This is a genomic window from Microcoleus sp. N9_A1, assembly GCF_036701795.1.
Classification (GTDB): Bacteria; Cyanobacteriota; Cyanobacteriia; order Cyanobacteriales; family Microcoleaceae; genus Microcoleus.
Map to the genome: position 1 here is coordinate 37,869 of NZ_JAUBRI010000011.1, position 24,469 is coordinate 62,337.

20 protein-coding genes and 1 pseudogene are annotated in these 24,469 nt (G+C 44.6%); 11 read left to right on the top strand and 10 right to left on the bottom strand.

All coding sequences use genetic code 11. From position 1 onward, the window contains the following. Positions 1-37: 37 nt before the first annotated feature. On the bottom strand, positions 38-1,222 hold the full coding sequence (gene devC, locus QUA58_RS07445) for an ABC transporter permease DevC (protein WP_333393509.1): 1,185 nt from the start codon (positions 1,220-1,222) through the stop codon (positions 38-40). Between the two features lie 132 nt (positions 1,223-1,354). Beyond that, positions 1,355-2,773: an HlyD family efflux transporter periplasmic adaptor subunit gene (locus QUA58_RS07450; RefSeq protein ID WP_333393510.1), complete on the bottom strand. Its 1,419-nt coding sequence runs from the start codon at positions 2,771-2,773 to the stop codon at positions 1,355-1,357. A 112-nt stretch (positions 2,774-2,885) separates the two neighbouring features. Here QUA58_RS07450 and QUA58_RS07455 point away from each other — a divergent pair, with 112 nt between their 5' ends. Continuing rightward, on the top strand, positions 2,886-3,497 hold the full coding sequence (locus QUA58_RS07455; protein WP_333393511.1) for a TetR/AcrR family transcriptional regulator: 612 nt from the start codon (positions 2,886-2,888) through the stop codon (positions 3,495-3,497). Between the two features lie 88 nt (positions 3,498-3,585). On the opposite strand, the gene QUA58_RS07460 is transcribed toward QUA58_RS07455, so the two are convergent. Further along, complete coding sequence (locus QUA58_RS07460; protein WP_333393512.1) at positions 3,586-4,782, bottom strand: flagellar assembly protein H; 1,197 nt, start codon at positions 4,780-4,782, stop codon at positions 3,586-3,588. Between the two features lie 11 nt (positions 4,783-4,793). Then, entirely contained in the window at positions 4,794-6,305 is a 1,512-nt protein-coding gene (locus QUA58_RS07465) for a mechanosensitive ion channel domain-containing protein (RefSeq protein WP_333393513.1), read from the bottom strand. Between the two features lie 1,099 nt (positions 6,306-7,404). Here QUA58_RS07465 and QUA58_RS07470 point away from each other — a divergent pair. Then, positions 7,405-11,538 carry a PAS domain S-box protein gene (locus tag QUA58_RS07470; protein WP_333393514.1) on the top strand — a complete coding sequence of 1,378 codons (4,134 nt, stop codon included), beginning with the start codon at positions 7,405-7,407 and terminating at the stop codon, positions 11,536-11,538. Between the two features lie 5 nt (positions 11,539-11,543). Further along, a complete protein-coding gene (locus tag QUA58_RS07475) occupies positions 11,544-12,872 on the top strand; it encodes a response regulator (protein ID WP_333393515.1) in 1,329 nt (442 codons plus the stop codon). A 19-nt stretch (positions 12,873-12,891) separates the two neighbouring features. Here QUA58_RS07475 and hpsU read toward each other — a convergent pair whose 3' ends face one another. Next, positions 12,892-13,569 (bottom strand): hormogonium polysaccharide biosynthesis acetyltransferase HpsU, encoded by a 678-nt coding sequence (gene hpsU, locus QUA58_RS07480; protein ID WP_333393516.1) that lies wholly within the window; start codon positions 13,567-13,569, stop codon positions 12,892-12,894. Between the two features lie 55 nt (positions 13,570-13,624). Between hpsU and QUA58_RS07485 the strand changes: the two genes are divergently transcribed. Continuing rightward, on the top strand, positions 13,625-14,422 hold the full coding sequence (locus QUA58_RS07485) for a cation diffusion facilitator family transporter (RefSeq protein ID WP_333393517.1): 798 nt from the start codon (positions 13,625-13,627) through the stop codon (positions 14,420-14,422). 88 nt (positions 14,423-14,510) lie between these two features. Here QUA58_RS07485 and QUA58_RS07490 read toward each other — a convergent pair whose 3' ends face one another. Then, a complete protein-coding gene (locus tag QUA58_RS07490) occupies positions 14,511-15,446 on the bottom strand; it encodes a glycosyltransferase family 2 protein (RefSeq protein ID WP_333209095.1) in 936 nt (311 codons plus the stop codon). Here QUA58_RS07490 and QUA58_RS07495 point away from each other — a divergent pair. Further along, on the top strand, positions 15,355-15,567 hold the full coding sequence (locus QUA58_RS07495) for a hypothetical protein (protein WP_333247943.1): 213 nt from the start codon (positions 15,355-15,357) through the stop codon (positions 15,565-15,567). The two genes, QUA58_RS07490 and QUA58_RS07495, sit on opposite strands and share 92 nt — an antisense overlap. Position 15,568: 1 nt before the next feature. Here the strand turns inward: QUA58_RS07495 and QUA58_RS07500 are convergent, their stop codons facing one another. Then, on the bottom strand, positions 15,569-16,540 hold the full coding sequence (locus tag QUA58_RS07500; protein WP_333247596.1) for a glycosyltransferase family 2 protein: 972 nt from the start codon (positions 16,538-16,540) through the stop codon (positions 15,569-15,571). A 395-nt stretch (positions 16,541-16,935) separates the two neighbouring features. Between QUA58_RS07500 and cobU the strand changes: the two genes are divergently transcribed. The 3 genes from cobU to QUA58_RS07515 all read left to right on the top strand — a co-directional run bounded on the left by cobU (position 16,936) and on the right by QUA58_RS07515 (position 20,337). Beyond that, positions 16,936-17,487, top strand: coding sequence for a bifunctional adenosylcobinamide kinase/adenosylcobinamide-phosphate guanylyltransferase (cobU, locus tag QUA58_RS07505; RefSeq protein ID WP_333393518.1), 552 nt, complete (start codon positions 16,936-16,938; stop codon positions 17,485-17,487). Between the two features lie 277 nt (positions 17,488-17,764). Further along, positions 17,765-18,187 (top strand): hypothetical protein, encoded by a 423-nt coding sequence (locus tag QUA58_RS07510; protein WP_333393519.1) that lies wholly within the window; start codon positions 17,765-17,767, stop codon positions 18,185-18,187. Positions 18,188-18,264: 77 nt separating this feature from the next. Continuing rightward, complete coding sequence (locus QUA58_RS07515; RefSeq protein WP_333393520.1) at positions 18,265-20,337, top strand: AarF/ABC1/UbiB kinase family protein; 2,073 nt, start codon at positions 18,265-18,267, stop codon at positions 20,335-20,337. A 108-nt stretch (positions 20,338-20,445) separates the two neighbouring features. Here the strand turns inward: QUA58_RS07515 and QUA58_RS07520 are convergent, their stop codons facing one another. The 3 genes from QUA58_RS07520 to QUA58_RS07530 are packed head-to-tail and all read right to left on the bottom strand — an operon-like array spanning position 20,446 to position 21,267. Beyond that, positions 20,446-20,841 (bottom strand): hypothetical protein, encoded by a 396-nt coding sequence (locus QUA58_RS07520; protein ID WP_333393521.1) that lies wholly within the window; start codon positions 20,839-20,841, stop codon positions 20,446-20,448. Next, positions 20,838-21,044, bottom strand: coding sequence for a hypothetical protein (locus QUA58_RS07525; RefSeq protein WP_190663068.1), 207 nt, complete (start codon positions 21,042-21,044; stop codon positions 20,838-20,840). Before QUA58_RS07525 ends, QUA58_RS07520 begins: the two co-directional genes overlap by 4 nt. A gap of 22 nt (positions 21,045-21,066) precedes the next feature. Beyond that, the gene (locus tag QUA58_RS07530; RefSeq protein ID WP_333393522.1) at positions 21,067-21,267 is read right to left on the bottom strand and encodes a hypothetical protein; all 201 of its coding nucleotides are present in this window, start codon (positions 21,265-21,267) and stop codon (positions 21,067-21,069) included. Positions 21,268-21,641: 374 nt separating this feature from the next. Here QUA58_RS07530 and QUA58_RS31490 point away from each other — a divergent pair. The 3 genes and pseudogenes from QUA58_RS31490 to QUA58_RS07540 all read left to right on the top strand — a co-directional run. After that, positions 21,642-21,833 (top strand): annotated as a pseudogene (locus QUA58_RS31490) (HNH endonuclease); the annotation flags it as partial. A 27-nt stretch (positions 21,834-21,860) separates the two neighbouring features. Then, positions 21,861-23,684: a DEAD/DEAH box helicase family protein gene (locus tag QUA58_RS07535; protein WP_333393523.1), complete on the top strand. Its 1,824-nt coding sequence runs from the start codon at positions 21,861-21,863 to the stop codon at positions 23,682-23,684. Then, a complete protein-coding gene (locus QUA58_RS07540; protein WP_333115549.1) occupies positions 23,651-24,424 on the top strand; it encodes a hypothetical protein in 774 nt (257 codons plus the stop codon). Before QUA58_RS07535 ends, QUA58_RS07540 begins: the two co-directional genes overlap by 34 nt. The last annotated feature ends 45 nt before the right edge of the window (positions 24,425-24,469 follow it).

Sequence of the window (24,469 nt, forward strand, 5' to 3'; positions counted from 1 at the left end):
CGCGGTTTTAACCGCCGAGTTATCTACGAAATGCAGATTAAAAAATGTCGGCTGGGTCGGCTGCTTGCAGTTTACGAGTGGCAATAGTTCCGGAAATACTGCACATTACCATGTTCAAAATTAATACTGTAACTGCCCGCATTATAGTCATGTATAGAGGTAAATTTGTTGCATTGCGAGTTAAATGATAGAGTCCTACCGAAACTCCTACCCCAGGCAAAAAACCGAGAACAGAAAGAATTATAGCTTCTTCAAAAACAATGCCAAGCAAATAAATATTGCGGTAGCCCATTGCTTTAAAAGTAGCGTATTCTGCCATGTGGTCGCTGACATCGGTTGATAGGACTTGGTAAACGATAATTACTCCTACTACGAAACCCATCGCTACGCCTAAGTTAAATATGAAGCCGATCGCAGTATTATTCGCCCAATAATTTCTCTCAAACTCGATAAATTCTTGTTTGGTCAATACCTTGACATCCGACGACAAATATGCCTTTAAAACTTGTTGAACTTCCACAGGGTCAGCACCCGGTTGCAGTTGAATTAATCCGGCATTAACACTCGTGGCATTTTGTCTGGGAAATAGGCGCAAATAATTTTGGTCGCTGGTCATCAAAATACCGTCAGCGGCGAAAGATGCTCCAATTGTGAATAAACCACTGATGTTAATTGTGCGCCGATCGACCTCTGTTTTAACAGATTTTCCCTGATTGATTTGTGCGATAGCTGCTTGATAATTACCTCTAGAAGCTCGGTCAAATAACACAGTATCCGGCAATTTAATCGAGTTCAAATTTTGGTTGACTTCGGGCAACGCAAATGCAGGGCGATCGGGATTGAAACCGACCACCATAATTGACGTTTCGCGACGAGTTTCGGGATTTTTCCAGTTGCCAATTTTGACGTAAAGCGGCTCGGCTGATTTCACACCCGGTACATTCATTGCCTGATATAATCTGCGCCTGGGAAAAGAAGACAAATTAATTAAATTTCTGGCTTGCGGGTGAATCAAAACTATGTCTGTTTGCAAAGTTTGGTGCAGGCGCGTATTGCTGCTAAAAAGCGCATTTTGAAAGCCCAACTGCATGAACATCAAAACGTCAGCAAAGGCAATTCCCGCTACTGCTACTACCATTCGCCCTTTGTCGTGACTAAGTTGTAGCCATCCAAGAGGAGTTCTGTTTCTTAATTGTTGTAATGGTTTGATTAGTCCAAGCATAGGATTTTAGATTTTAGATTGTGGATTTCGTCAGTCATGTTCTTAATCTTTAATTAAAGTCGAAATTATTCATCTCTCTCTTCTCTTCCTCTGCGTTCTCTGCGCTCTCTGTGGTTAAAAACTTCTTAATCCTTAATTCCCGCCGATCGCCACTTTGACTTGCAAATTGGTTAATCCCGCTACTTTCTGGCTGGAAGCTTCATCTAAGCGCACTTTTACTTCCACAATTCGACTATCAATATTCGCAGAAGGATCGGTGTTAATAATATTTTGGCGCTGCACTTGTAAGCCGATATGTTCAACAGTTCCCTGCAATTCACTCTTGAAAGAATCGCTAGTAATTTTAGCTGATTGTCCAATGCGTACTTTGTCCACATCGCTTTGATAAATTTCAGCAATAGCCAGCATTTCGCGAGTTTGTCCGAGTTCGACAATGCCGTCATTCCCCACTTTTTCGCCTGGATATGTGTGAATTTTTAGGACTTGGGCATCTCTAGGAGAGCGAATGTAAGCTAGAGCCAGATTGGCTTTGGCGCCTTTGGTGGCTGAAGCGGCGGAACTGACTTCGGCGGCGGCTGCTGCTATGTCAACGGGACGCACTTCGGCGATACGATCGAGATTTGCCGCAGCTTCATTAATCTGCTGTTGTCGAGATTCCTGAATTTGGCTGAGTTTGGCTTGGGCTTCGTTAATTTGCTGTTGGCGAGATTGCTGAATTTGATTCAATTTGGCTTGGGCTTCGTTAATTTGTTGTTGGCGAGATTGCTGAATTTGATTCAGTTTTGCCTTTCCTTCGTTGAGTTGCTGTTGAGTTGTTTCGGCGGCGAGGCTTTTGCTGTCGCTAGTTGAGGCGGAAATTGCTCCCTGTTCATAGAGTTGCGAATAGCGCCGATCCTCGCTTTGGGCGTTGCGGAGTTCGGCTTGTAGGCGGGCAATTGCGGCTTTTTGAGTTTGAATTTCCCCTTGCTGTTCGGCCCTCAAGCGAGCAATTGTGGCTTGTTGCGCTGCGATTTCGGTGCTGCGATCGATTTCTAGACGGGCAACGATCGCCTGTTGCGCTGTGATTTCGTTGCTGCGATCGGCTTGTAAACGGCTAATAGTCGCTTTTTGGGCTTGGATTTCGCCGTTTTTGGCTCCTGCTTTGACTTTTGCTAGATTTGCCTCGGCGACACGCACTTGTTCTTGAGCTTGGTCGAGGGCCGCTTGCAGGCGATCGCGGCTGTCCAAAATTGCGATCGCCTGACCTGTTTTCACCCTGTCTCCCTCTTTTACCAAAAGTCGATCGATCCGGTTTCCTTCCGCCGCACCGGAGGCGGAGACTTTAATTACTTCTCCTCTGGGTTCCAGTCGCCCCAAGGCTGTAACTGTGGTTAATTGGGATGCTGCGACGGCTGCTGCTGCTACTGCGTTGGGGTCGGGTATGCGCGATCGCCAGATCGTGTAGCCTGTGGTTCCCCCTGCCGCCAGGGTTGCTAATGCTGCCACAACTAGGAGTTGTTTAACTAGGGATGGATTTGAGGATAAGCCGTCTGCTGTTGGTTGGTGTACCATGACACACCTCATCTTTTAGGTTAATAAAACTAAACGGTTTAGTTCTTTTTTAAGACTAAACCGTTTAGTATAATAATGTCAAGACCCCAAGCAAAAATTACAAAAACAAGTGATGGCCAGGACAAAACCGATCGAACCAGACAGCGCCGCAGCAAGTGACAAGACGGAACAAATCCTGCAAGGTGCGATGCAAGAATTTTTAACCCACGGCTACGCGGGCACAAGTATGGACAAGGTAGCGAAGACGGGAGGAGTTTCCAAAGCCACGGTTTACAGCTATTTTGCAGATAAAGAAGGATTATTCGTGGCCTTGGTACAGCGGCTGGCGCAAAAAAAAGTCCATTTTACAGTTCTGGATGAAGAACCCGCCGTAGCGCTGCGATTCGTTGCCACAACTCTATTAGAGCAGGTGACGCAGGAACCTGAATTTCTCAATTTTGTGAGGTTAGTGATTGCGGAGTCGGGGCGTTTTCCCCAGCTAGCGCAGACTTTTGTGAAAAACTTAGCTAAACCGGGTATCGAGCGGCTTACTCAATATTTTGCATCGCATCCAGAGTTAAAATTATCCGATCCGGAGGCAACGGCGCGGATTTTTATTGGATCGCTGGTATATTTTCAGTTAACGCAGCATATGATGCACGGCCAAGATATTATCCCAATGGAGCGCGATCGACTCATCGACGGTCTGCTGCACTTGATTTTAGGCCCGCAGTCCAATTGCTAAGTGCGATCGACAGAATCTAGGAATTTTCTTTGATAATTATTTAAATGCCATAAAGAGCGAGATCCCTTTATGGCTGCGATCGCAGGTTTTAGTCAGGTGTTTTTCCTAACCTGTCCCTCAATTCATCAGCCGATAACTGCGGCAGTTGTTCTACAAACAATGTCAATTCGGCTACAGGCAATGCCAATAAATTAGTAACTGCTGTAGGCAGAAGATCGCCCAATTCAGGCGATCGTATTTGCAACGCACTTTCAGCTAACAATTTAACCGCTGCTTCTCGCCCTGTTTCATCGACTGTTAACATCGATATTGCCAGCAACAGCACTGTAAATTCCGCCGCCGCCAACTTGGATATTGGAGATAAAAAAGCAGTCATTTTTGGACTTAATTCTCCAAATCGAACTCGCAAAAAGTTTTCTAAGATTAAGCGCTGTTGTTCTTGTCTGCCTCGTTCTAGTCCTTGTTCTAGCCCTTGTTCTAGCCCTTGTTCTAGTCCCCGTTCTAGTCCTCGTTCTAGTCCTCGTTCTAGTCCTTCTTCTAGTCCCTGTTCTAGTCCTTCTTCTCTAGCTTGTTGCTGTGCTGCTTGTATTTGTTGTTGAAAAAGTGGTGCAATGGCCATAATTAACTCCCGCTCTTCTGGCTCTAATTCTTGTGGCACATCGGTTACTAAATTTGACTGTAACCGATACAGCAATTCTAGCGCGATAATCCGCAACGGATCGTCTGTTGCTAAAGCGCTTAATTGGGAAATAGCCCTTTGCTGCACTCCCCCTTTGCCCAAAATCCTCAACCACAGGGTGTCTGGAGTTTCTGGCAACTGGTGAATCGCCACAATTGCAGTTCGCAAAGATTCACCCAAAAAATAAATTCCCTGCATCCAGTTCTCTGTGTCTGGTATCGCATTAAAGCTCTCTACCAATGCTTTCGATGCTGTGGGCATCAAAATCCACAGTTTGGGTAACTGAGCGTCATCATAGCGAGTATTTTCTCTCCTAAATTTTCGCTCCAATTCACCTCGCACATCCAATAACTTGCCCAGACAGCTACAAATTTCGCTGACGTTTGCCGGATTGCGAAACGGTTCAAAAATTGCAGTTGTGTTTGCCATTTTCCCCAACAATCCCAGGGTTTCTGAGTATTCGGGAATGGCGGTGCTGGGAGTGAAATAAACATCGATTTCTCGGACTTCTGAAGTCACATCGCGGCCGATATTAACCGTTCCGAGTGGTGACAGCAATTCCTCCAGGTATTCTTTGGCAAAGAGGTCATGAATAAATCGCGTCATAAGAAATTATTTCAAACACTAAATAGATTTTTTAGCCGTTTTCTCACCCATTCTACAGGATTTTCATCCTCTTCTGCTTCATCTACTAATTCCATTTCTCGCAATAATTGCTGTCTCTCGCTGAGTTCTTCTTTGTGTTTGACTATTTCTTTAATAATCTGTTCAGATAAATCCGGTCGTTCAGTTAAAACTTTCTGGAAACCTTCTTTATTGATCGCGAACAAAATTGTTTCTTCTAAAGCTCTCACCGAAGCAGTTCTGGGGATTCCCAACATCAAAGAAAGTTCCCCGAAAAACTGACCAGAACCGAGGTTATTCAGGTGTTTGTCAATAGCTTCTACAAAAACTTCTACTGAACCTGAAAGAATCATGTAAAAAGCATCTCCGGGGTCGTTTTCGTGAAACAAATATTCTTGCGATCGCAGCCTTTTGCGGTATCCAACTTCAATCAATTGCCGCAATTCAAGATCAGTCAGATTTTCAAAGTATTCCACCTCTCGCAGCAAACAGCTAAGGGACGATGGCTTTTTCGGTTTTTCTGCAAAAATTGGCTGTTTTTGCTCATTTTCAGAGTAACTGTTCGGGAGGTCAATTGCAGTTTCTTTTTTGTTGAAAATTGATAACAGAACTTCGGGATTTTGCAAATAAATTTCTCTGTCATTGAACGGAAATTCGATTTTTTGCTGGCGGAAATTGTATTCAATTGCAAAATTCAAAGAACTTTTAATTACTTCTCTTTCAGTCGGCCTGTCCGTCCAAACTAAAAGTTCAAACTTAAAACTATCATCACCAAACTCGACAAACAATACTTTCGGATGCGGTTCGTATAAAACTCCCGATTCCGCGTAAGCAATATTTAACAGAGTTTCTGTCACTAACAGCGGGTTACTATTCTCGGCTACTTCTATGGGAACTCGCAGACAGAGTAGCGAGTTTTCGTAACTCCAGTTAACAATTTTGTTGCTAATCATTTTGCTGTTGGGAACTATGACGCTAGAGTCCTCAGTGGTTTGGATGATGGTCGATCGAATCGAGATTTTTTTGACGATTCCCATTAATCCTTCTAATTCCACAAAGTCTCCGACTTTCACAGGCCTGTCTAAAAGCAGCGTTAAGCCGCTGACAAAATTAGTGGTTAAATCCTGGATTCCGAAGCCAATTCCCACTCCCAATCCCCCCGCAACTACTGCAAAAGAAGCGAGGTTGAATCCGATGCTTTGGATGGCGACTATCACACCCAAAGCTACTATTAAATACCCAATAATTACTGCGATTGCTTCCCGATTTCCCTCGTCAATTCCCAGTCTGACTAACAAGCGTTCCTTAAGAAAATTTGTAAAATATCGTGCTATCACAAGGATAGCCATAAACAATATAATCAGTTCCACCAGGGACTGCAAGGATACAGGATTTTCACCTATTTTAAATAGGGTAGCGGTAAATATTTTCGAGAGCTGTGTCAATACTTCTTCTGGTATTGTATTAAATTCCAATTCCGGCCATAAGGTTTTTTGTGTTGTCATTTTTTAAGTTGGTAGTAGTAAACAATAAAGTCCTCAGTGCCAAATTTAAAAATAAAATCCTGAAGTCTTTATCACAAATGTTAGCCTATTTTGGTAAAAAAAATGAAGTCTTTACATAGATATGTGGTTCCTCATACTACGCAGTTATCCCTCTTGCGAATTTTTCGGATACCTTGTCTTCGCAGACCTGCGGTTATTGTGCCACTTTTTCGCGAGACGAGATCCGACACATCTATTATTAAAGCGAACCCTCTATAGCAATCCTCGCATCATTTGTGAATTTCTTACTCCCTCCCTTTACCAAGGGGAGGGTTGGGGTGGGGTAAAAAAAATACGACTCCTGCAAGGATTGCTATAGTAAATTTATTCAACATTAACTCTATGCGATTTTATCATACTCTCCACTAATTATTTTTGGAAGTCCCGTTATCAACTTAAGCGGGGATTATTCAATGACTCTTTAAGTGGACAAGTCAAATATCCAAGTATTACAATGACTTTAACTGGTGGGAGAGATATTGCTATTACTCTGCCAGTGGCGTCCGTCTTGTGTATATCTAAGTAAAAATTTAACGGATCTAGCTAAAATTGATAACGTTCCAAGAATACTTGGCATTCTACCGATATGGGGGACAAACTATAACTTAATTGCATTTGTCAATCCGTAAATTTACTGAAAATATTGCTTTGCTTATTTAGGAGTGGAAAATTGGCGATTTGGGGGTGGGTGGGCATAAATATGGCGAGCCGATCGCCATTATTGCTCGATCGCCCAAATCTTAGTTTCCCCCCGCCCAATCTGAGTAAATTATGAGCATAATTGCTGATTGACAAGCGCTTCCCTAGCTGATGTTGTCACTAATGTTCTACCGATAGGATTGATTAGGAATAGAATTGATGAGAAATAGAAATACTTGGCGATACATCCGAAGAATTAAGGGAAATAGTGTCGCAAGGGATACAGAATATCGCAGATTGAAAGCCTAATGGTCACGCTACTGAACGTTTTCTTCAGTACCAAAATTGGAGGTAATGAAAACCTTGCGATCGCCCAATTGGACACAAGTTGTAGAATAAAAGCTGAAATGCACGAGCCAACATGAGCAAATTCCCACCAGAGAAAACCCAATTGCCACAGCAAGAGAACACAACAGCAGAGGTATTGCGACAGGATCACTTCGAGGCTTTTTTTGCAGGTGCCAACGCCGGAATGATGATTTATGACAGCCAACTTCGGTACGTCTCAATTAACGAAGTTCTGGCCCAGATCAATGGCATTCCTGTGGCAGACCATATTGGTAGGTCGCTGGGTGAAATGCTGCCCGACTTGGCTCCGACTCTGGAACCAATGCTGCAAGGGATTCTGGATACGGGCAAGCCAATTCTCGACTATGAAGTAGTGGGTGAAACCCCGAAACAACCAGGCATCCTCCGCTACTGGGAAACATCTTACTATCCTTTGCTGGATGAAAATGGCAGGGTTTTTGGTGTGGGTGTCATTGTGATTGAAATTAGCGATCGCAAGCGGGCAGAACAAAAGCAGGCACGACTGACGGCAATTTTGGAAGCAACTTCCGACTTAGTAGGAGTTTGTGATACGGCTGGGCATAGCGTCTATCTCAACCAAGCCGGACAGGAAATGCTGGGGATGTCCCCAGAGGAAGCACGATCGCCGTTTAGTCTAGATTCTGTGTTAGCTCCCTCGGCAACGGCAAAATTTCAGGATGAAGCCTTTCCCACCGCTTTACGAGAGGGTAGGTGGGCTGGTGAAATCCTATTTTTGTCACGGGATGGGGAAGAAATTCCAGTCTCCCAGGTTTTGATCGTTCACAAAACTGCAGCGGGTGAAGTCGAGTTTATTTCGACTGTTGCGCGGGATATTCGCGAACAACAAGCTGCCCTGCGCGATCGCAAAAAAGCAGAGGAAGAACGGCAATTGCTTGCTACCACAATTGAGAACAGCCGTGACTTTATTGGCGTTGCTTCAATGGATGGTCGGCCGATGCTGTTAAATCAAGCGGGCATGGATTTAATGGGACTGAGTAGTGTGGACGAAGCCAAAACCAAACACATTACCGACTTCTTCATGCCAGAAGATTTAGACTTTGTACAGCAGTATATCCTGCCTGTGCTGATGAAAGAGGGAAGTTGGCGAAGTGATTTCCGGTTGAGACATTTCGTGACAGGTCAACCCATCGCGGTAGACTACACCCTATTTTTGGTCAATCATCCAGAGACTAATGAACCGATAGGAATTGCCACGATTACGCGGGATATTCGCGATCGCAAAAAAGCAGAAGAAGTCCTCAAACAAAATGAAGAACGATTTCGTTCTTTAATCGAAGCTACCGCTCAAAGTATTTGGATCGGTAATGCTGAGGGCGAATTGGCTAGTGAACAACCTACTTTAGGTGCATTTACAGGACTGACATTTGAGGAGTATAAAGGACGGGGTTGGCTAGACACGATCCACCCAGACGATCGCGCTCGTGTTGGTAGTATATGGTCGGCTGCCGTGGCCAATCGATCGCTCTATGAAGATGAATTACGTATGCGCCGCTATGACGGGGAATATCGGTACATGAGTTGTCGTGGTATACCAATTCTGAACGCGGATGGTTCAGTTCGGGAATGGGTGGGAGCTAATACAGATATTACCGATCGCAAACAAGTTGAAGAAGCTCTGCACGAACAGCAAGCTGCGCTGCGCGATCGCAACCTCTTGCTGAGCTCTATTTTGGAAAGTACGCCAGACATAATTGTGGTTAAAGACCGGGAAGGCCGATATGTTGCCCTTAATTCCGAGGTAGCAAACTCTTTTTACGGTAGACCCATTGAGCAAATCATCGGCAAAGATGATTCGGAACTTCTTCCTTCTGCTAGTGCCCTTGTAATAATGGCAAAAGACCGCGAACTCATGGAAGCAGGCATTACTGAAACCTACGAAGAAGAGGTTTTTAATGGTAAGGAGACCACTTCTTTTTTAACAACAAAAGCCCCTTGGCGAGACGCTCAGGGCAATATTCTCGGCCTGATCGCCATAGCACGAAACATTGGCGATCGCAAACAAATGGAAGCAAAGTTGCGCGATCGCAACTTCTTACTAAACTCTATTTTGGAAAGTACGCCAGACATCATTGTTGTTAAAGATTTAGAAGGGCGTTATGTTGCCCTTAACTCCAACGTAGCCAACTTTTTGGGCAAGCCAATTGAGGAAATCATCGGCAAAGATGATTTAGAATTAATGTCTGCTGACAGTGCTCGTGAAATTATGGCAAAAGATCGCCAAGTCATGGCAGCAGGAATCACTGAGACTTTCGAGGATGAAATCTCTGCTGATGATGAAACCCCTACAACCTTTTTGACTACAAAAGCTCCTTGGCGGGATGCTAAGGGCAATATTCTGGGCATCATCGCCACAAGCCGAGATATTAGCGATCGCAAACAAGCGGAAGATGCGATCAAACAAAGCGAAGAACGCTATCGATCGCTAATCCTTGCCACGTCCCAAATTGTCTGGACAGGCGATTCTGAGGGGCGATGCCCGGATATGCCGACTCTGAGAGCTTACACCGGACAAACCGAAGCTGAGGTAATTGGTTTTGGCTGGTTAGATGCAATTCACCCGGACGATCGCGAACAAACGGCTCAGGTATGGATGGAAGCAGTGCAAACGAAAAGCCTGTATGACATAGAATATCGAATTCGCGGAGCGGATGGAAACTATCGTTATTTCCAAGGTAGAGGCGTACCCATTCTGAATGAAGATGGCAGCATTCGGGAGTGGGTTGGCACTTGTACCGATATCCACGATCGCAAACAAGCAGAATTCGTACTGTCAAAAGCCAAGGAAGCCGCAGAAGCTGCTAGTCGGGCTAAAAGTGAATTCCTTGCTAACATGAGCCACGAGTTGCGAACTCCCCTGAATGGCATCATGGGATACGCACAGATTCTTCAGCGTTCCAAAGTCTTGAAGGAAGAAGAGCGATCGCGCATTGATGTCATTTATCAGTGCGGTTCCCATTTACTAACCTTAATCAATGATATTCTCGATTTGTCGAAGATTGAAGCACAGAAAGTGGAACTCCAGCCCACCGATTTTCATTTCCCAGCGTTCCTGCAAGGTGTAGCAGAGATGTGTCGCATCCGAGCTGAACTAAAGGGAATTCAGTTTCATTTTCCATCAAGCCCCGAACTGCCGATCGGTATTCGTGCGGATGAAAAACGCTTGCGACAAGTGTTAATTAATCTTTTGAGTAACGCTATTAAATTTACGGATGCGGGCACTGTTACTTTTATAGTCAGTTTTGCCACACACGAAAAAATTCGCTTTGAAATACGCGATACAGGTACTGGCATTGCACAAGATCAACTCCAAACTATCTTTCAGCCCTTCGAGCAGGTAGGCGATCGCAGGCGGCAGACGGAAGGCACCGGATTGGGACTGGCAATTAGCAAAAGGATTGTAGAACTAATGGGGAGTACCATTCAGGTTCAAAGTGAGATGAATGTTGGCAGTATTTTCTGGTTTGATGTCGATCTGTATCAAGCCGAGGAATGGGTGAAAACGTCTCAAATCGACCATCGCGGGCAGATAATCGGCATCAAAGACCGCCAACCTAAAATTGTGGTGATCGATGACAAATGGGCTAACCGTTCAGTAATTAGCAATTTGCTTAGTCCGATCGGCTTTGAGGTGTCTGAAGCCAACGATGGGCAGGAAGGATGGGAAAAAATTATAGAGGTGCAGCCAGATTTAATCGTTACCGACTTACTAATGCCCGAACTAGATGGCTACGAACTAATTAAGCGGGTTCGAGAATCGGAAAATTTCAAAGACATCGTGATTATTGTCTCTTCTGCGAGCGTATTTGAAACCGATCAATACAGAAGTTTAGAAGCAGGAGGCAACACCTTTATTCCCAAACCTGTTCAAGCCACGGAACTACTACAAAAATTGCAACAGTATCTTGGTTTGGAATGGGTTTATGAAGCTAATGAAGAGCCACTGGCGAGATCCTCAGACACCAATGAGCTAATTGCCCCACCTGCTACAGAAATGGAAATACTATACGAGCTGGCGATGAAAGGAAATTTCCGAGAAATAGTTAAACAGGCGGTATTACTTGAAGAAATAGATCCAAAATACATTCCCTTCGCTAAAAGATTGCATCAAATGGCAAAGGACTTTCAAGACGAAGAGATTTTAATCTTTATTCAATCCTACAAGTAAGGTTTATGAATTCAGCAATTCAACCCAAGGGTACAATTCTTATAGTTGATGATAATTCAGCCAACTTGGGTGTCTTATCTGATGCCTTAAGTCAGGAAGGATTTGAAATTCGGGTTGCAAAATCTGGAAAAATGGCACTAGAGCGGGTCAAATATGCTCTACCGGATCTAATCTTGCTAGATGTCATGATGCCAGAAATTGATGGATTTGAAACCTGTCGTCGATTACAGGCTAATCCAGAAACTAAACAGATTCCCATTATATTTATGACTGCTCTCTCGGATACGGCTAATAAAGTTGAGGGGTTTAAGCTTGGGGCTGTAGATTATATTACCAAACCCTTCCAACAGGAGGAAGTATTAGCTCGCGTCAAGCTGCATTTAAAGCTTCATGTTCTAGCTGATAAATTAGAAGAAAAAAATACCTTATTGGAGCAAAAAGTTTTAGAAGTCAGCCAAGCCTATGAAGATTCACAACAAATGCAACTTAAGTTAATCCAAAGCGAGAAAATGTCCGGCTTAGGGCAAATGGCTGCTGGTATTGCTCATGAAATAAACAACCCTGTAAATTTCATATCTGGCAATCTGGGTTATGCCCAAGAGTACGCTCATAACTTACTAAAACTTATACATCTCTATCAAGAAGATTATGTAAATCCCACCCCTCGGATTCAAGCAGCAATGGATGAAATAGAACTGGAATTTGTGGAGGAAGATTTTATCAAAGTTCTTAACTCTATCAACTTAGGGACGCAGCGCATCCAGGAGATTGTCAAGTCTATGCGAATCTTTTCTCGTGTGGATGAGGCCGAGGTGAAAGCAGTAAATATTCATGAAGGAATTGATAGTACACTCACGATTCTGCATCATCGTTTAAAAGCAAAACCAGAGCATCCTGAGATTGAACTAATAAAAAAATATGGTCAGCTTCCACCAGTAGAATGCCATGCCGGACAATTAAATCAAGTGTTCATGAATATTATTGCCAATGCCATTGATGCTTTAGATGAATCTAATCAGCAGCGTTCGTTTTCAGAAATCAAACAACACCCGAACCGCATTCAGATTAGTACAAAAGTAATTGACGAGGATTCGGTGGCTATTCATATTAGTGACAACGGTAGAGGAGTTTGCGAAACCCTACAACCAAAGCTATTTGACCCCTTTTTTACCACCAAACCGATCGGTAAGGGAACTGGATTGGGGTTATCTATCAGTTACCAAATTATCGTTGAAAAGCATGGGGGCAGATTGTACTGCCAGCCTACAGAAGGAAAGGGAATAGAATTCGTCATTGAAATTCCTATTCGGCAGGAAGCTTGTCAAGCTGCTTAGTATCCCGGTGCAATGTCTCTTATGAACTTTGGTTAATTTCTCGCAGGTAGCGGGCACGACAGGGTGTTCCCATGCAAATAAAGCCGGCTGGCATATTTTTAAAGACGCTGCTGCGAGCTCCAATTAAAGCGTTGGCACCGATTTCGACGCCGGGGCCAATGAAACAGTCGGCGGCAATCCAAACGCCGTTATTTATGATAACAGGTGCTGTGATTAAGCGAAACGCTGGATCTTGAGGGTCATGAGTGCCGGTGCAGAGGTAACTTTTTTGAGAAATGACGCAGTGTTTGCCGATCGCAATTCGATCCAAACTGTACAATACAACATCATCTCCGATCCAACTGTAATCGCCGATTTCAATTTTCCAAGGATAGGTAAAACGAGCCGTAGGGCGAATCACCGCACCGCGACCTATTTTTGCTCCAAATAACCGCAACAGCCCGCTCCTGATGCTATTACAAGGGTGTGGAGTGAGGGGAAATGCGATCGCCTGGACGAACCACCAAAGCAAAATTAGCCAAGTAGGCTTTCCCCGATCGAACTTTGATTGATCGTAGCGGCGCAAATCAACCAAAGATTCGCCTGTCAAAGTATTTGCGTGATTGTCGCTAATTGGACTAGGGTTTATTTCAGGATTTGGGGAATTTGCGATCAAATTTTCCTGATCTTGGTTGGGATTTGGTATATAATCGGTCATTGATAGTTAATTTAATGTTTAATTTAAAATCGAATTTAACCTTAAGGACTGCTGCATGATATTTCCAGTTAGGGACAATTTTGAGTCTGAAAACGCCAAGGATCTCCCACAATGCGAGAATACAAATCCCAGAATTGGCAAAGTTCGACTTTTACAAACAGCATTGGTACTGCTTAGCAGCTTTTTTGTAGCAGAGTTAATCGCCGCACTTAATTCTCATAGTTTGTCCCTATTAGCAGACGCGGGTCACGTTTTTTCAGATGTAGCAGCTTTAGCAATAACTTTGACAGCGACTTGGTACTCCTCAGTCAAACGCAAAAGTAAATCCGTAGATTGTACGATCGCACAATCGCCAATCCCTGAAAAAGGAGAAATCATTGCTGCTTTAATTAATAGTATCAGTTTAGTAGCGATCGCCCTGTGGATTGCAGCAGAGTCGATCGCCCGTTTGCAGTCCCCAACTCCCGAAGTAGAAGGGCTGCCGATGTTAATTACCGCCATAGTCGGTTTAAGCATCAACTCGATTAATGCTTGTTGTTTGCATTCCTGCTGTCACGGCGACTTGAATCTCAAAAGCGCCTTTCTGCACGCAGTCGCCGACATTTTTTCGTCGGTTGGAGTAATTTTAGCTGCGATCGCCGTCGCGTGGCTGCACTGGAATTGGGCTGACGGCTTAATTAGCTTGCTAGTCTCTGCATCAATTATTTTATTAACTCTACCATTGCTAATCGAAAGCATCCAATTGCTGCTGGGAAAAGTATCAGCAATATCCGCAACTCAACCGCCTTGCGACTGCGAAAAAGTGAGCGCAGAAAAATTGCTTTTTCCATCCCTCGAAGAACTTATTAAATGAAAATCCCTCAACCCACTCGGTAGGGGCTAACTTTCCTAATTTCCAACTACCACTTCCTAATTCCCAATTCCCCCATGCCTCCAAAATATTAAGGCAATTTCACTTCTGTCTCCTGAGTGATAACTACTGGCGGCGACAGAGTAGGCTCTGGTTCTGCCACATTCAACTGACCGCCACAACAACGCAACTCGTAAAGTTTTGCATTAATTTGATACTCATATTGACTCAATAACCTTGCATAAATATAGCCAGCTTTTCCATCCAAAAAGCCGAGCTGAATGAAGTAAAATAAAATAAATCTGAGCATTGGTTTAAAAGGCAGCCGCACCCAAACTTTTTTGAGAAAGCGTTTCCGCTGCACTGCATCTCCAAATAAGTGAGCGCCAATAGTGCCGCTGTCGTCGCGCCCTTCAATAATATTGTAATAAACCCGAGCTTCCCAATTAGAATAGCGGTTATGCCGTTCTATCCAGTGAAATAAATCGCGGTAATCCTCGTGGATCATGTCATTTTTTAAGTAGCCGACTTGACCAGCTAAAATGACGTGTTCGTGAACTTCGTTGTCGCCAGTATTGGGGACGGATTCAGTGCCGAGATTTTCGTAACGTCCTTTTTGATGCTTGAACAAACGCAAATTCCAGTCGGGATATCGGCCGCCGTAACGCAGCCACTGACCTAAAAAGAAGACTTTGCGGTTGAGGTAGTAACCGTCAAAATTCGGGTCTTCGATCGCCTGCGCGATTTCGTCCCAAAGTTCCGGCGGAATGCGCTCGTCGCAATCGACAATTAATACCCATTCGTTGCGAAAGGGCAGATTGTCCAAAGACCAATTTTTCTTTTTCGGCCAGCGGTTGTCAAAGTAAAACTGCACTACTTTTGCGCCAGTGCTGATGGCAATTTCTACCGTGCGATCGCTACTTTGGGAATCAACCATGAAAACTTCATCCGCCCTGGCAATGCTGGCTAGACACGCAGGTAGATTAAGTTCTTCGTCTTTTGCCGGAATGAGAACTGAAACCGGAATCTTGGATGAACTAGATGTCATAATCGAGTGCTTGAACCTAAATGCGGTCGAGTTTTGGTGGATGAATTGCGATCGGCACAGCCGCGCCGACGACTTGAGCAGCGAGGGATATTGCCTATAGCCTAATGCCTGCTGGTCGATTTCGGTGCAAAAATCAGGCCGCGGATGGCTGCGATCAAATAACCGATTTGACCCCAGGCAAAAACGAAATTTTCAAAGCGCAGCCCTGGATCTCTAATATATTTAAAAGACTTCCATACACCCCTCAATATTCTTTCACCCCCCCGCCCAAGCTGAGCAATACCGGCTCGATCGCACAATTGTTCCCGATAACACTCGCTGATGCCTTGCCACCAACCGCGCTCTAGAAACCAAGCTTTGTTGAGCCGTTCTGGGGCAACATTGTGCATCACCAACGCGGACGGCAGATAAATTACTTGCCAACCTAACTCTAATGCTAATTCTGTGGCGCGCAATTCTTCATTTGACAGCAACTTTTTGCCGACTCTACCGAGTTTGACATCGAAGCCGCCAATTTGTTCGAGAAAATCGCGCCGGATCGAGTAGTTTACGCCCCTGGGAGTCAAACCTGCTGTCGTCACGTACTGGTAAGTATCGCCCAAATCGTAAACTCCCAAATTCTGGGCCAATCCGGGCGACAGCCAGTCGGGCGGAGAGACTCCAGCAGGCCACAGCAAATTAACTTTGCCGCCTGCTATGGCTAGTTTTTGATTGCTTTGATAAGCCGCGTGCAGCACCCTGAGCCAATTCGGCTCAGCAATAGCGTCGTCATCGAGATAAGCCAATATTTGGCTACGAGCTGCCTTTGCGCCAGTGTTCCGGGCTACTGACAGACCGATTTCGGGTTCCCATACGTACTTGAGCCGTCGATCGCCCAGTCTCGCTTCTACCACCTCACGGGTGCGCGAAATGGAACTTTCGGCAGTCGCATAATCGCTAGAACCGTTATCGACTATTACTACTTCAAAGTTGTCGGGAAAATCCTGTACCAGCAAGCTGTCGATCGCCCCAGCTAAATAGGCGGCGCGATTGTGGGTGCAAATAATCGCTGAGATCTGAGGATGATCTGGCATAAATAACAGCTTGGGAAATATTGGGCATCGGGCATCGGGCATTGGCCAAACAGGGCATTGGGCGAAGCGAAGCGGAGGGATTGAGCATTGGGAATAGTTTCTGCTTCTTGCTTCTTCTACCTGAATTGCGAATTAGTAGTACCTCACTTGAAAAGAAAACGGCTATGCTAGGAAGCTCGATCGACTGACTCTGATATAGCCTTTCTCAGAAAGATCAGGTACGCTTCGGGCATCGGGCATCGGGCATCGGGGATATGGCATACCTCACTTTTTTGAGAACCGCTATATTGTCCCATTAATGCTATTATCGCCTTAAAATAATTGGCAATCAAATAACCAATAACAAATAACCAATAACCAACAACAAATAACCAACAACAAATAACCAACCATAAATGACTAAAATAATCTTAGTAACTGGGCCGGCCCGAAGTGGCAAAAGTGAATGGGCCGAAACTTTGGCGGCGGATTCAGGAAAACAAGTAATCTATGTGGCTACCGGCTTGGTTGATGAAGCGGATTTGGAGTGGGTTCGTCGTCTCGAACAGCACCGAAATCGCCGTCCAGTTAATTGGAAAACTCTCGAAGTGCCGATCGAATTACCGAAAGTTGTGCGTGCCGGCCAACCGTCGGATTGCTTGTTAATTGATTCTCTAGGAACTTGGACAGCAAATCTTTTGGAACAAGAAGCGGCAGTTTGGGCTACTACGCAGCAAGATTTGCTCGCTAGTTTGAAGTCAACGGCGGCCGATGTAATTTTTGTAGGAGAAGAAACCGGATGGGGTGTTGTGCCTGCTTATCCGGCGGGGCGACTGTTTCGCGATCGCCTCGGCACTCTCGTCCGCCACATCGGGGCGATCGCCGATACTGTTTATCTCGCTACCGGAGGTTACGCCTTGAATTTGAGCGCTCTGGGTACGCCACTGCCGCCTGCTGCGAAAAATTAACAGGCGGAGTCCCGATCGACAAGGGAGAAAAAATGTCGGTTTCCCGATGAACAATTTTAACTAAAAATCAGGTATAGTTCTAACTAAGATTGAAAACTCAAACCTCACAAAAATTACTCGCAAAAAATACTCCATCGGGCAACCCGCACAACAATTTGATACGAGGAATAGCCAAATTTTGCAAAAATGTAAAATAGAAAATGTCTTTTGAACAAGAGTGCAAATTTCAATTTCTAAGCTTAAAATCATCAACTAATCGCAGGATTGACAAAAAGTTATGGCATCAAATACTGAAGTAAAAAAATATATTGCTTACTGGTTTCAGTTAGGCAAAAAAGTATTAATTCGCAACGGTTCCGAAGCGCTGCTGCCAAAATCGGTAATTGCGGGCGATCGCTACAGCCGCGAATTTGAAGACTGCTGGCAAAAAATCATTTCCCCCGAAAGCGGAGACTGCTACCTGCAAGGCACAAACGAAACAATTGCCCAACTGCTGACACCAGCATGGGAAATCAGTCCCTGCGCGCGCTGCGCTATGCCTGTAGTGTTCCAACAAAACGGGATGCAGCCGGAGTTCTGTCCCTGTAACGATTTACCGAACTGGCCCGATACCGAAATGCCCCAACCTCGATCGCCCGTCAGCACAAAATCGCAACTTTCAGGCATTCGCGATCGACTCAAAAAATCCAGCGACGAGTAAGTATATAAGAAGGAAGAAGGGTCTTCTTCCTTAAATTGTTACAATATATTTACAATGCTTCACACTAGGTCTGATTTATGAATGTCAAGACAGTATCGCCAGCCTCCCCGCAAACTTATGTAAATTCAGGGACTCAGGCTGTACTCGGCAATCTCCAAGATGCAAATACAATTCCCCTGCAAGCAGTACCAGTATCACTAGAGACGGAGGTGGTAACGGACGATCGGCTCAAATCAGTCAGAGAAATAGCTTTCGAGTTGGCCGGAGATGCTGTTCGGTACGATCCCGTGGCGATCGCAGCCCTGTACCAAAATCGACCTCTACAAGTCTGGGGAAGGCTGTCGAGCGTTGTTTGGACATTTTTTAGCTTTGCCTTCAGTTTGTGGTTCGACGGCAAAACAGGTCGTACCCTCAAAAACGAAAAGCGTCGCGCCGTCCGACTGCGAGAAATTCTGGCTCAACTCGGCCCAGCTTTCATCAAAATCGGACAAGCACTCTCAACACGTCCCGACTTAGTACCGCCAGTATATTTAGAAGAACTAACAACGCTGCAAGACCAATTGCCAGCATTTCCCAACGAAGTAGCATATCAATTCATCCAAGAAGAATTGGGAGCCCACCCCAAAGACATCTACGCAGAAATCAGTGCAGATCCGATCGCAGCAGCATCCCTCGGACAAGTCTACAAAGGCAAACTCAAAACCGGAGAAACAGTCGCCATCAAAGTCCAGCGACCAGGCTTAGCCGAGAACATCGGCTTAGATATCTACATCCTGCGGCGCGTTGCAGTTTGGGCACAAAACAACTTCAAAATAATTCGCAGTGACCTCGCAAGCATTATGGACGAGTTGGGTGAGCGCATTTACGAAGAAATGGACTACACCCACGAAGGTCAAAATGCCGAACGGTTTGCCCAACTATACGGCCACATCAAAGACATTTATGTTCCCAGCATCTACTGGGAATATACCCGCCGCCGCGTCTTAACAATGGAGTGGATCACCGGCATCAAACTTACGAATTTAGAAGCCGTTAAAGCTCAAGGAATCGATGCTCCTTACTTAATTGAAGTGGGGGTGCAGTGCTCTCTCAGACAACTTCTAGAACACGGTTTCTTTCACGCAGACCCGCATCCAGGCAATCTTTTGGCAACTCCTGACGGTCAATTAGCTTATCTCGATTTCGGAATGATGAGCGAAGTTAAACCTTATCAGCGATACGGCTTGTTGGAAGCTGTAGTGCATTTGGTCAACCGCGACTTTGAAGGTTTAGCTAGAGATTATGTCAAGTTAGAATTTTTGACACCGGATACCGATTTAACGCCAATTATTCCAGCTTTGGCCGGCGTGTTTAACAATGCTTTGGGTGCTAGCGTTGCCGAACTCAATTTCAAAAGCATTACTGACGAACTTTCCGCCGTGATGTACGAATATCCGTTCCGAGTTCCAGCGTACTACGCTTTGATTATTCGATCGCTCGTCACCCTAGAAGGCATCGCCATCAACGTTGACCCGGAATTCAAAGTGCTCAGCAAAGCCTATCCTTACGTAGCAAAACGGCTGTTGAGCGACCCCGCACCGGAATTGAGAGCATCTCTGAAAGATTTGCTGTTCAAACAAGGCGAATTCCGCTGGAACCGCTTAGAAAACTTGCTCAACAATGCCCGCGAGAGTGACGATTACGATGTCAGCAAAATCATGAATCAAGCCTTAGAATATTTATTTTCTGAAAGGGGAGATTTTATTCGCGATCGGATTGTCGCTGAATTGGTAAAAAGTCTCGACACACTTTCCAGCAATGCTTTTGCTAACGCCAAAGCAGTTGTCGGCGAATGGTTTGGAGTCAAGGCAAATCAACCTGTGGTTTCACAAACCGAACAAAAAAACTTAGAACACATCAAGCGGATTTGGGATATTTTGCAATCAACTCCAGGTTTTGACACGATGAAAGTATTGCAGCTACTGCCGCAGTTGTTGGTGAAACCGGAAGTGCAGAACATGGGTCAGAAAGTAGTCGGCGGTTTAGCTCAAAGAGCAGTTGCTAGGGTTATTCGCGAGTTTTTGTTGTCGCAGGAACCGCCTTTGGTGATTGCTGAAAATGGCAGCTATTCTCATCCTTCGCCTCAGTTATCTTTACCTGCTGCGAAGTAGTCGGATTGGGATGCTTTTATTTTGTAGGTTGGGTTGAGCGATAGCAAAACCCAACACTGATTAATTGGATGTTGGGTTTCGTTCCTCAACCCAACCTACACTATCACATTAAGCTGCTGCTGTAGCTGCTGGTAAAGGTTCAATTTCTTCTGGCTTAGCGTGACGGCGGGGGTCATCAAAACCCCAAGCAAATAGCCAATCGGGGTCAGTGTTACCGCACCCGATCGAATATATTTGGCTGTGTTTGAAATGCTTGAAAAACTCCTGACACTTTTTATCGGTCATTAGCGATTCTTCTAGCGGTAAGTCGTGAATTAGGGCGTATAAATCAAATTCGTTTCGCTCTGGATTCCATTGATATCGCAATTCAGGAGTGTAACCAAGTTCTAGCAGTTTTGTCAATGCTTCATCAGGGTTTTTATAGCTGTCTAAGTGAACGCGGTTCAGGGAAACAACTACTTGTACATGGTGGTACTTTGCTGGTGTTAATTGATATTCGGTCATCGGTTTTTCCTTTTTTTCTCATCACAGGTGTAATAGGTTCTTCCGGTTGCATCGGGGTGTCTTGTTGCTTCGCGGTTTTGCTGTTCGCATCGCTTAGCAGCTTCTGCGTCACTCCGAGCATAAAAAGGTCTGTCCGGGTGTTCAGCGAGTTCGGCTTCCAAGTCTTCCCAAGATTTTTCTGGGTTGTCTGCGTCTCTCAACATTTGTCCCTCGCTTAATGTCTCCTCAGTCTTGAACGTTTTGCCCCGCTTGAGTTTTAGGCTCTGGCGGGGTTTCTGCTGTCTCTAGCCATTGCTTTATCAATAAACCGATGACTTCGCTCATCGGCTTTTCTTGAGCTGTGCAAGCTAGTTTGAATCGCAGCTTTAGCTTTTTATCTACGTAAACGCTTAGTTCAGCCATTTCAGGTGGAATTTTTTTAGCCATGTCTCTCATACGCGCATACCGTATTCTCGCATCTGGCGAGGCGGTGGTTGACTGCGGATGAGTTTGACTGCATTTTACGAGTTTACGGGTTTACGGGTTTACGCGGTTGCGCGGTTGCGCGATATACGTTATCATACCAATACAGCCAAGAAACGGCAACCCCACCGCATTAAGAAATGTTGCTACCGGAACAGCAGAACAAGTCATCGCCACGGCGTTGTTCCAGCAAGATGTCGCTGCTTCACGATCGTCCTATTCACAAAAATGGAGACAGCTAGCCCATAAAATTTTGATGTTGACTAAAACTTCAAAAACAGATAAAATTTCTACAGTAGATTTTTTTACTTGCTGCGTAAGCCTTATAGCTTTTTCAGATGCAGAATCAGAGTCGCTTCCTTCGATCGAAACGGCTACGCGCTGCCCTCTGGTATGCCGCCAACGGCAAGTGCCAGCATTGCAGATGTGGTTTGCCTTCAGACTGGCACGCAGATCATATTGAGCGATGGGCAGAAACTCAGAGAACCAATGTCCATGAAATGCAGGCATTATGCCCTAAATGTCATTATCAAAAAACTGCTGAGGAGAACAGAAACATGACAGATGCAATCCAATTAGATATTTTTTCACAATCTCCTAAAGAACCTCTTAATTTAAGAAGACATCAAGATGAATTTTATCAAATCTGTAAACGCATACAGGCTGGAGCACAAATAAAAAAAATTCTCATGCTTGTTACGCCTGGAGGCGGTAAGAGTCTTATCCCAGTAATTGCAGCAGCACAATTAATTCCAAATCCTAATTCTGGGAACAGCTTTCATGGAACTATAGCTGATGCAATTTGTTGGGTGGTTCCTAGACTCAATCTCCAAAATCAAGCAGAAGAACAATTTGAAGATTGGCAGTTCAAAAATATGCTAGGGCATCAGCATAGAATTATGGCAAATAATAATGAGCCTAATCCATGCAAGGGAATGTCTGGCTATGCAGCTACATACCAGGCTATTACAGCAAGTCCTGACCTTCATGCTCAAGAGATTCGACGCAAGCGTTATATTTTAGTGCTGGATGAGTTTCATCATGTTGAGGAAGATGGAGCATGGCATAGAGCGTTGCAGCCGTTGGTAGATAATGCTGTATTGGTTATCTTGGTAACAGGAACTGGTGAACGTGGAGATCGGAAGCCAATTGCTTTTATGCCCTATAAAGCAACTCCTAGCGGTCTTACTCCCACCCTATCTAGTAGTGAAGATACCGTAGTTATTGAATATACGCGAGGACAAGCACTCAGAGAGGGTGCGATCGTTCCTCTCCATTTTGAATGGGGTGATGGGGAGGCTAAATGGATCGACGAGCAAGGGCAAGAATGTTCAGTCGAAAGCTTAGCAGAGGCTGGAGACTATAGGGGTATAGCACTTCGCACAGCGCTTAGTACCGGATACGCCGAGCAATTACTCACAAAGTGTGTTGATAATTGGAAGTCACATAAAAAAAAGAACCACAGATCTAAACTATTGGTACTCGCACCATCAATAGCAACAGCTAATCAATATTTGGATTGGCTGAAAAAGTTAGGAGTCAAAGCCTTAAAAGCCACAAGTGATGAATCGAAAGAAGCGCAAGCCTCAATTAAAAGATTTAAGAAGCACTACAATTACGGCGATTCAAAGGCAGTTGATGCTTTAGTAACAGTGGCAATGGCTTATGAAGGACTTGATGTTCCGGCAATTACCCATGTTGCCTGTTTAACTAATATCAGAAGTAAGCCTTGGCTCGAACAATCATGGGCAAGGGCTGCGAGAGTTGATCGAGAAGCTGGAGACTTGAAAAAAACAGGGTTGATTTATCTTCCAGATGACCAGTTGGCTACTAAATGCGTACAAGATATCATAGCGGAACAACAGCCAATTCTTAGAGAAAGAGAATTAAATAAGCGTGATAATGATAATGGTGGTACTGGGGATAATGATGCCAAAAGTAACGATCGGCGATATAATAGTAGTATCGCATTAAATTCAAGCTTGACACGATCGAGAGCATCTGATTTAAGTAATGGGGAAACAGTTGATTATGCTGAGACTGCTCAAATCCAATCAGCAATGCAAAAGGTTGGATTGGGTGGAATTAGTACCGTGCAAATGAAACGATTTCTAGATGCTTATCAGGAGCCAGAAGCCAAAGATAGTCATGATTATTTAATTGAGAAAAAAGAAACTTTAACTCCCAGTGAAGAGCGCGATATTATACGAGACAAAATTGAAAATTATGTCCGTCACTATACAGCCAAGAATGGTATGGAGTTCAAAACCATTAATGGGGAAATTGTCAAACAATTTCGCAAGGGACGCGCAGCAATGACACTTGAAGAATTGAGGCAGGTGTGGGCATGGCTACAAAGCAACTATCCAATGAACAATTGAAAGCTCACATAGAAACTCTCGGCAATGCAGGCGAACTGAATGCACCTCCTGGATCGCGCCCCTGGGCGATCGCTGTAAGGCTGGAACTGCAATCAGCCCTACATGATGCTGCATTCAATGCTCAACAATTGAAAGCATGGTGCGATCTGATGAAGCAATTCTCTGGCTATCATCAGCTTGTTGACGATCGCGGAAAGCCATTCAATACTTATGAGGAACTGTGCAAGGCTAAACCACCATTTGGTTTGGGTTGCGATCCGTCAGATATTGACAAAATCATTCAAGAATTAGCATCACCTAATGCAAAGACGTTTGAGCTTAACGAAGACCAAGCTGAAGAACACGGAATTCCGTCAAAATATCTTCATGATTTTTCTAAATTGGTTCAACGTTGTGCGGATAATCAGCCTATTAATGCAGCCAAGATTAAGCAAGTATTGCGTCTCACATCTAGCCCAATATATCTCCGGCAAAAATGCTGGCTAGACTTGGGATGGATTGAACAATTATCTGGTAATAAACGTGGTTATTACCAAATCACCGATCTGGGACGGAAACTGGTGAAAGATTGGTCAGAAAAAGTTCCATCTAGTAGCCTAAATACCCCTTTATATGTAAAGATTCCTCGACATAATTCCAAAAGAGCTGGAGAGGCACTAATTAAAGCTTTGGACTCTGAGCAACTTAGAGAACTTTACAGTCTAATCGGAGAATCACTTGCGCTTGAAAACAACCCATAATAAAAACCCGGTTTTTTCAACAGCACTTATGCAATGGGCATGAGG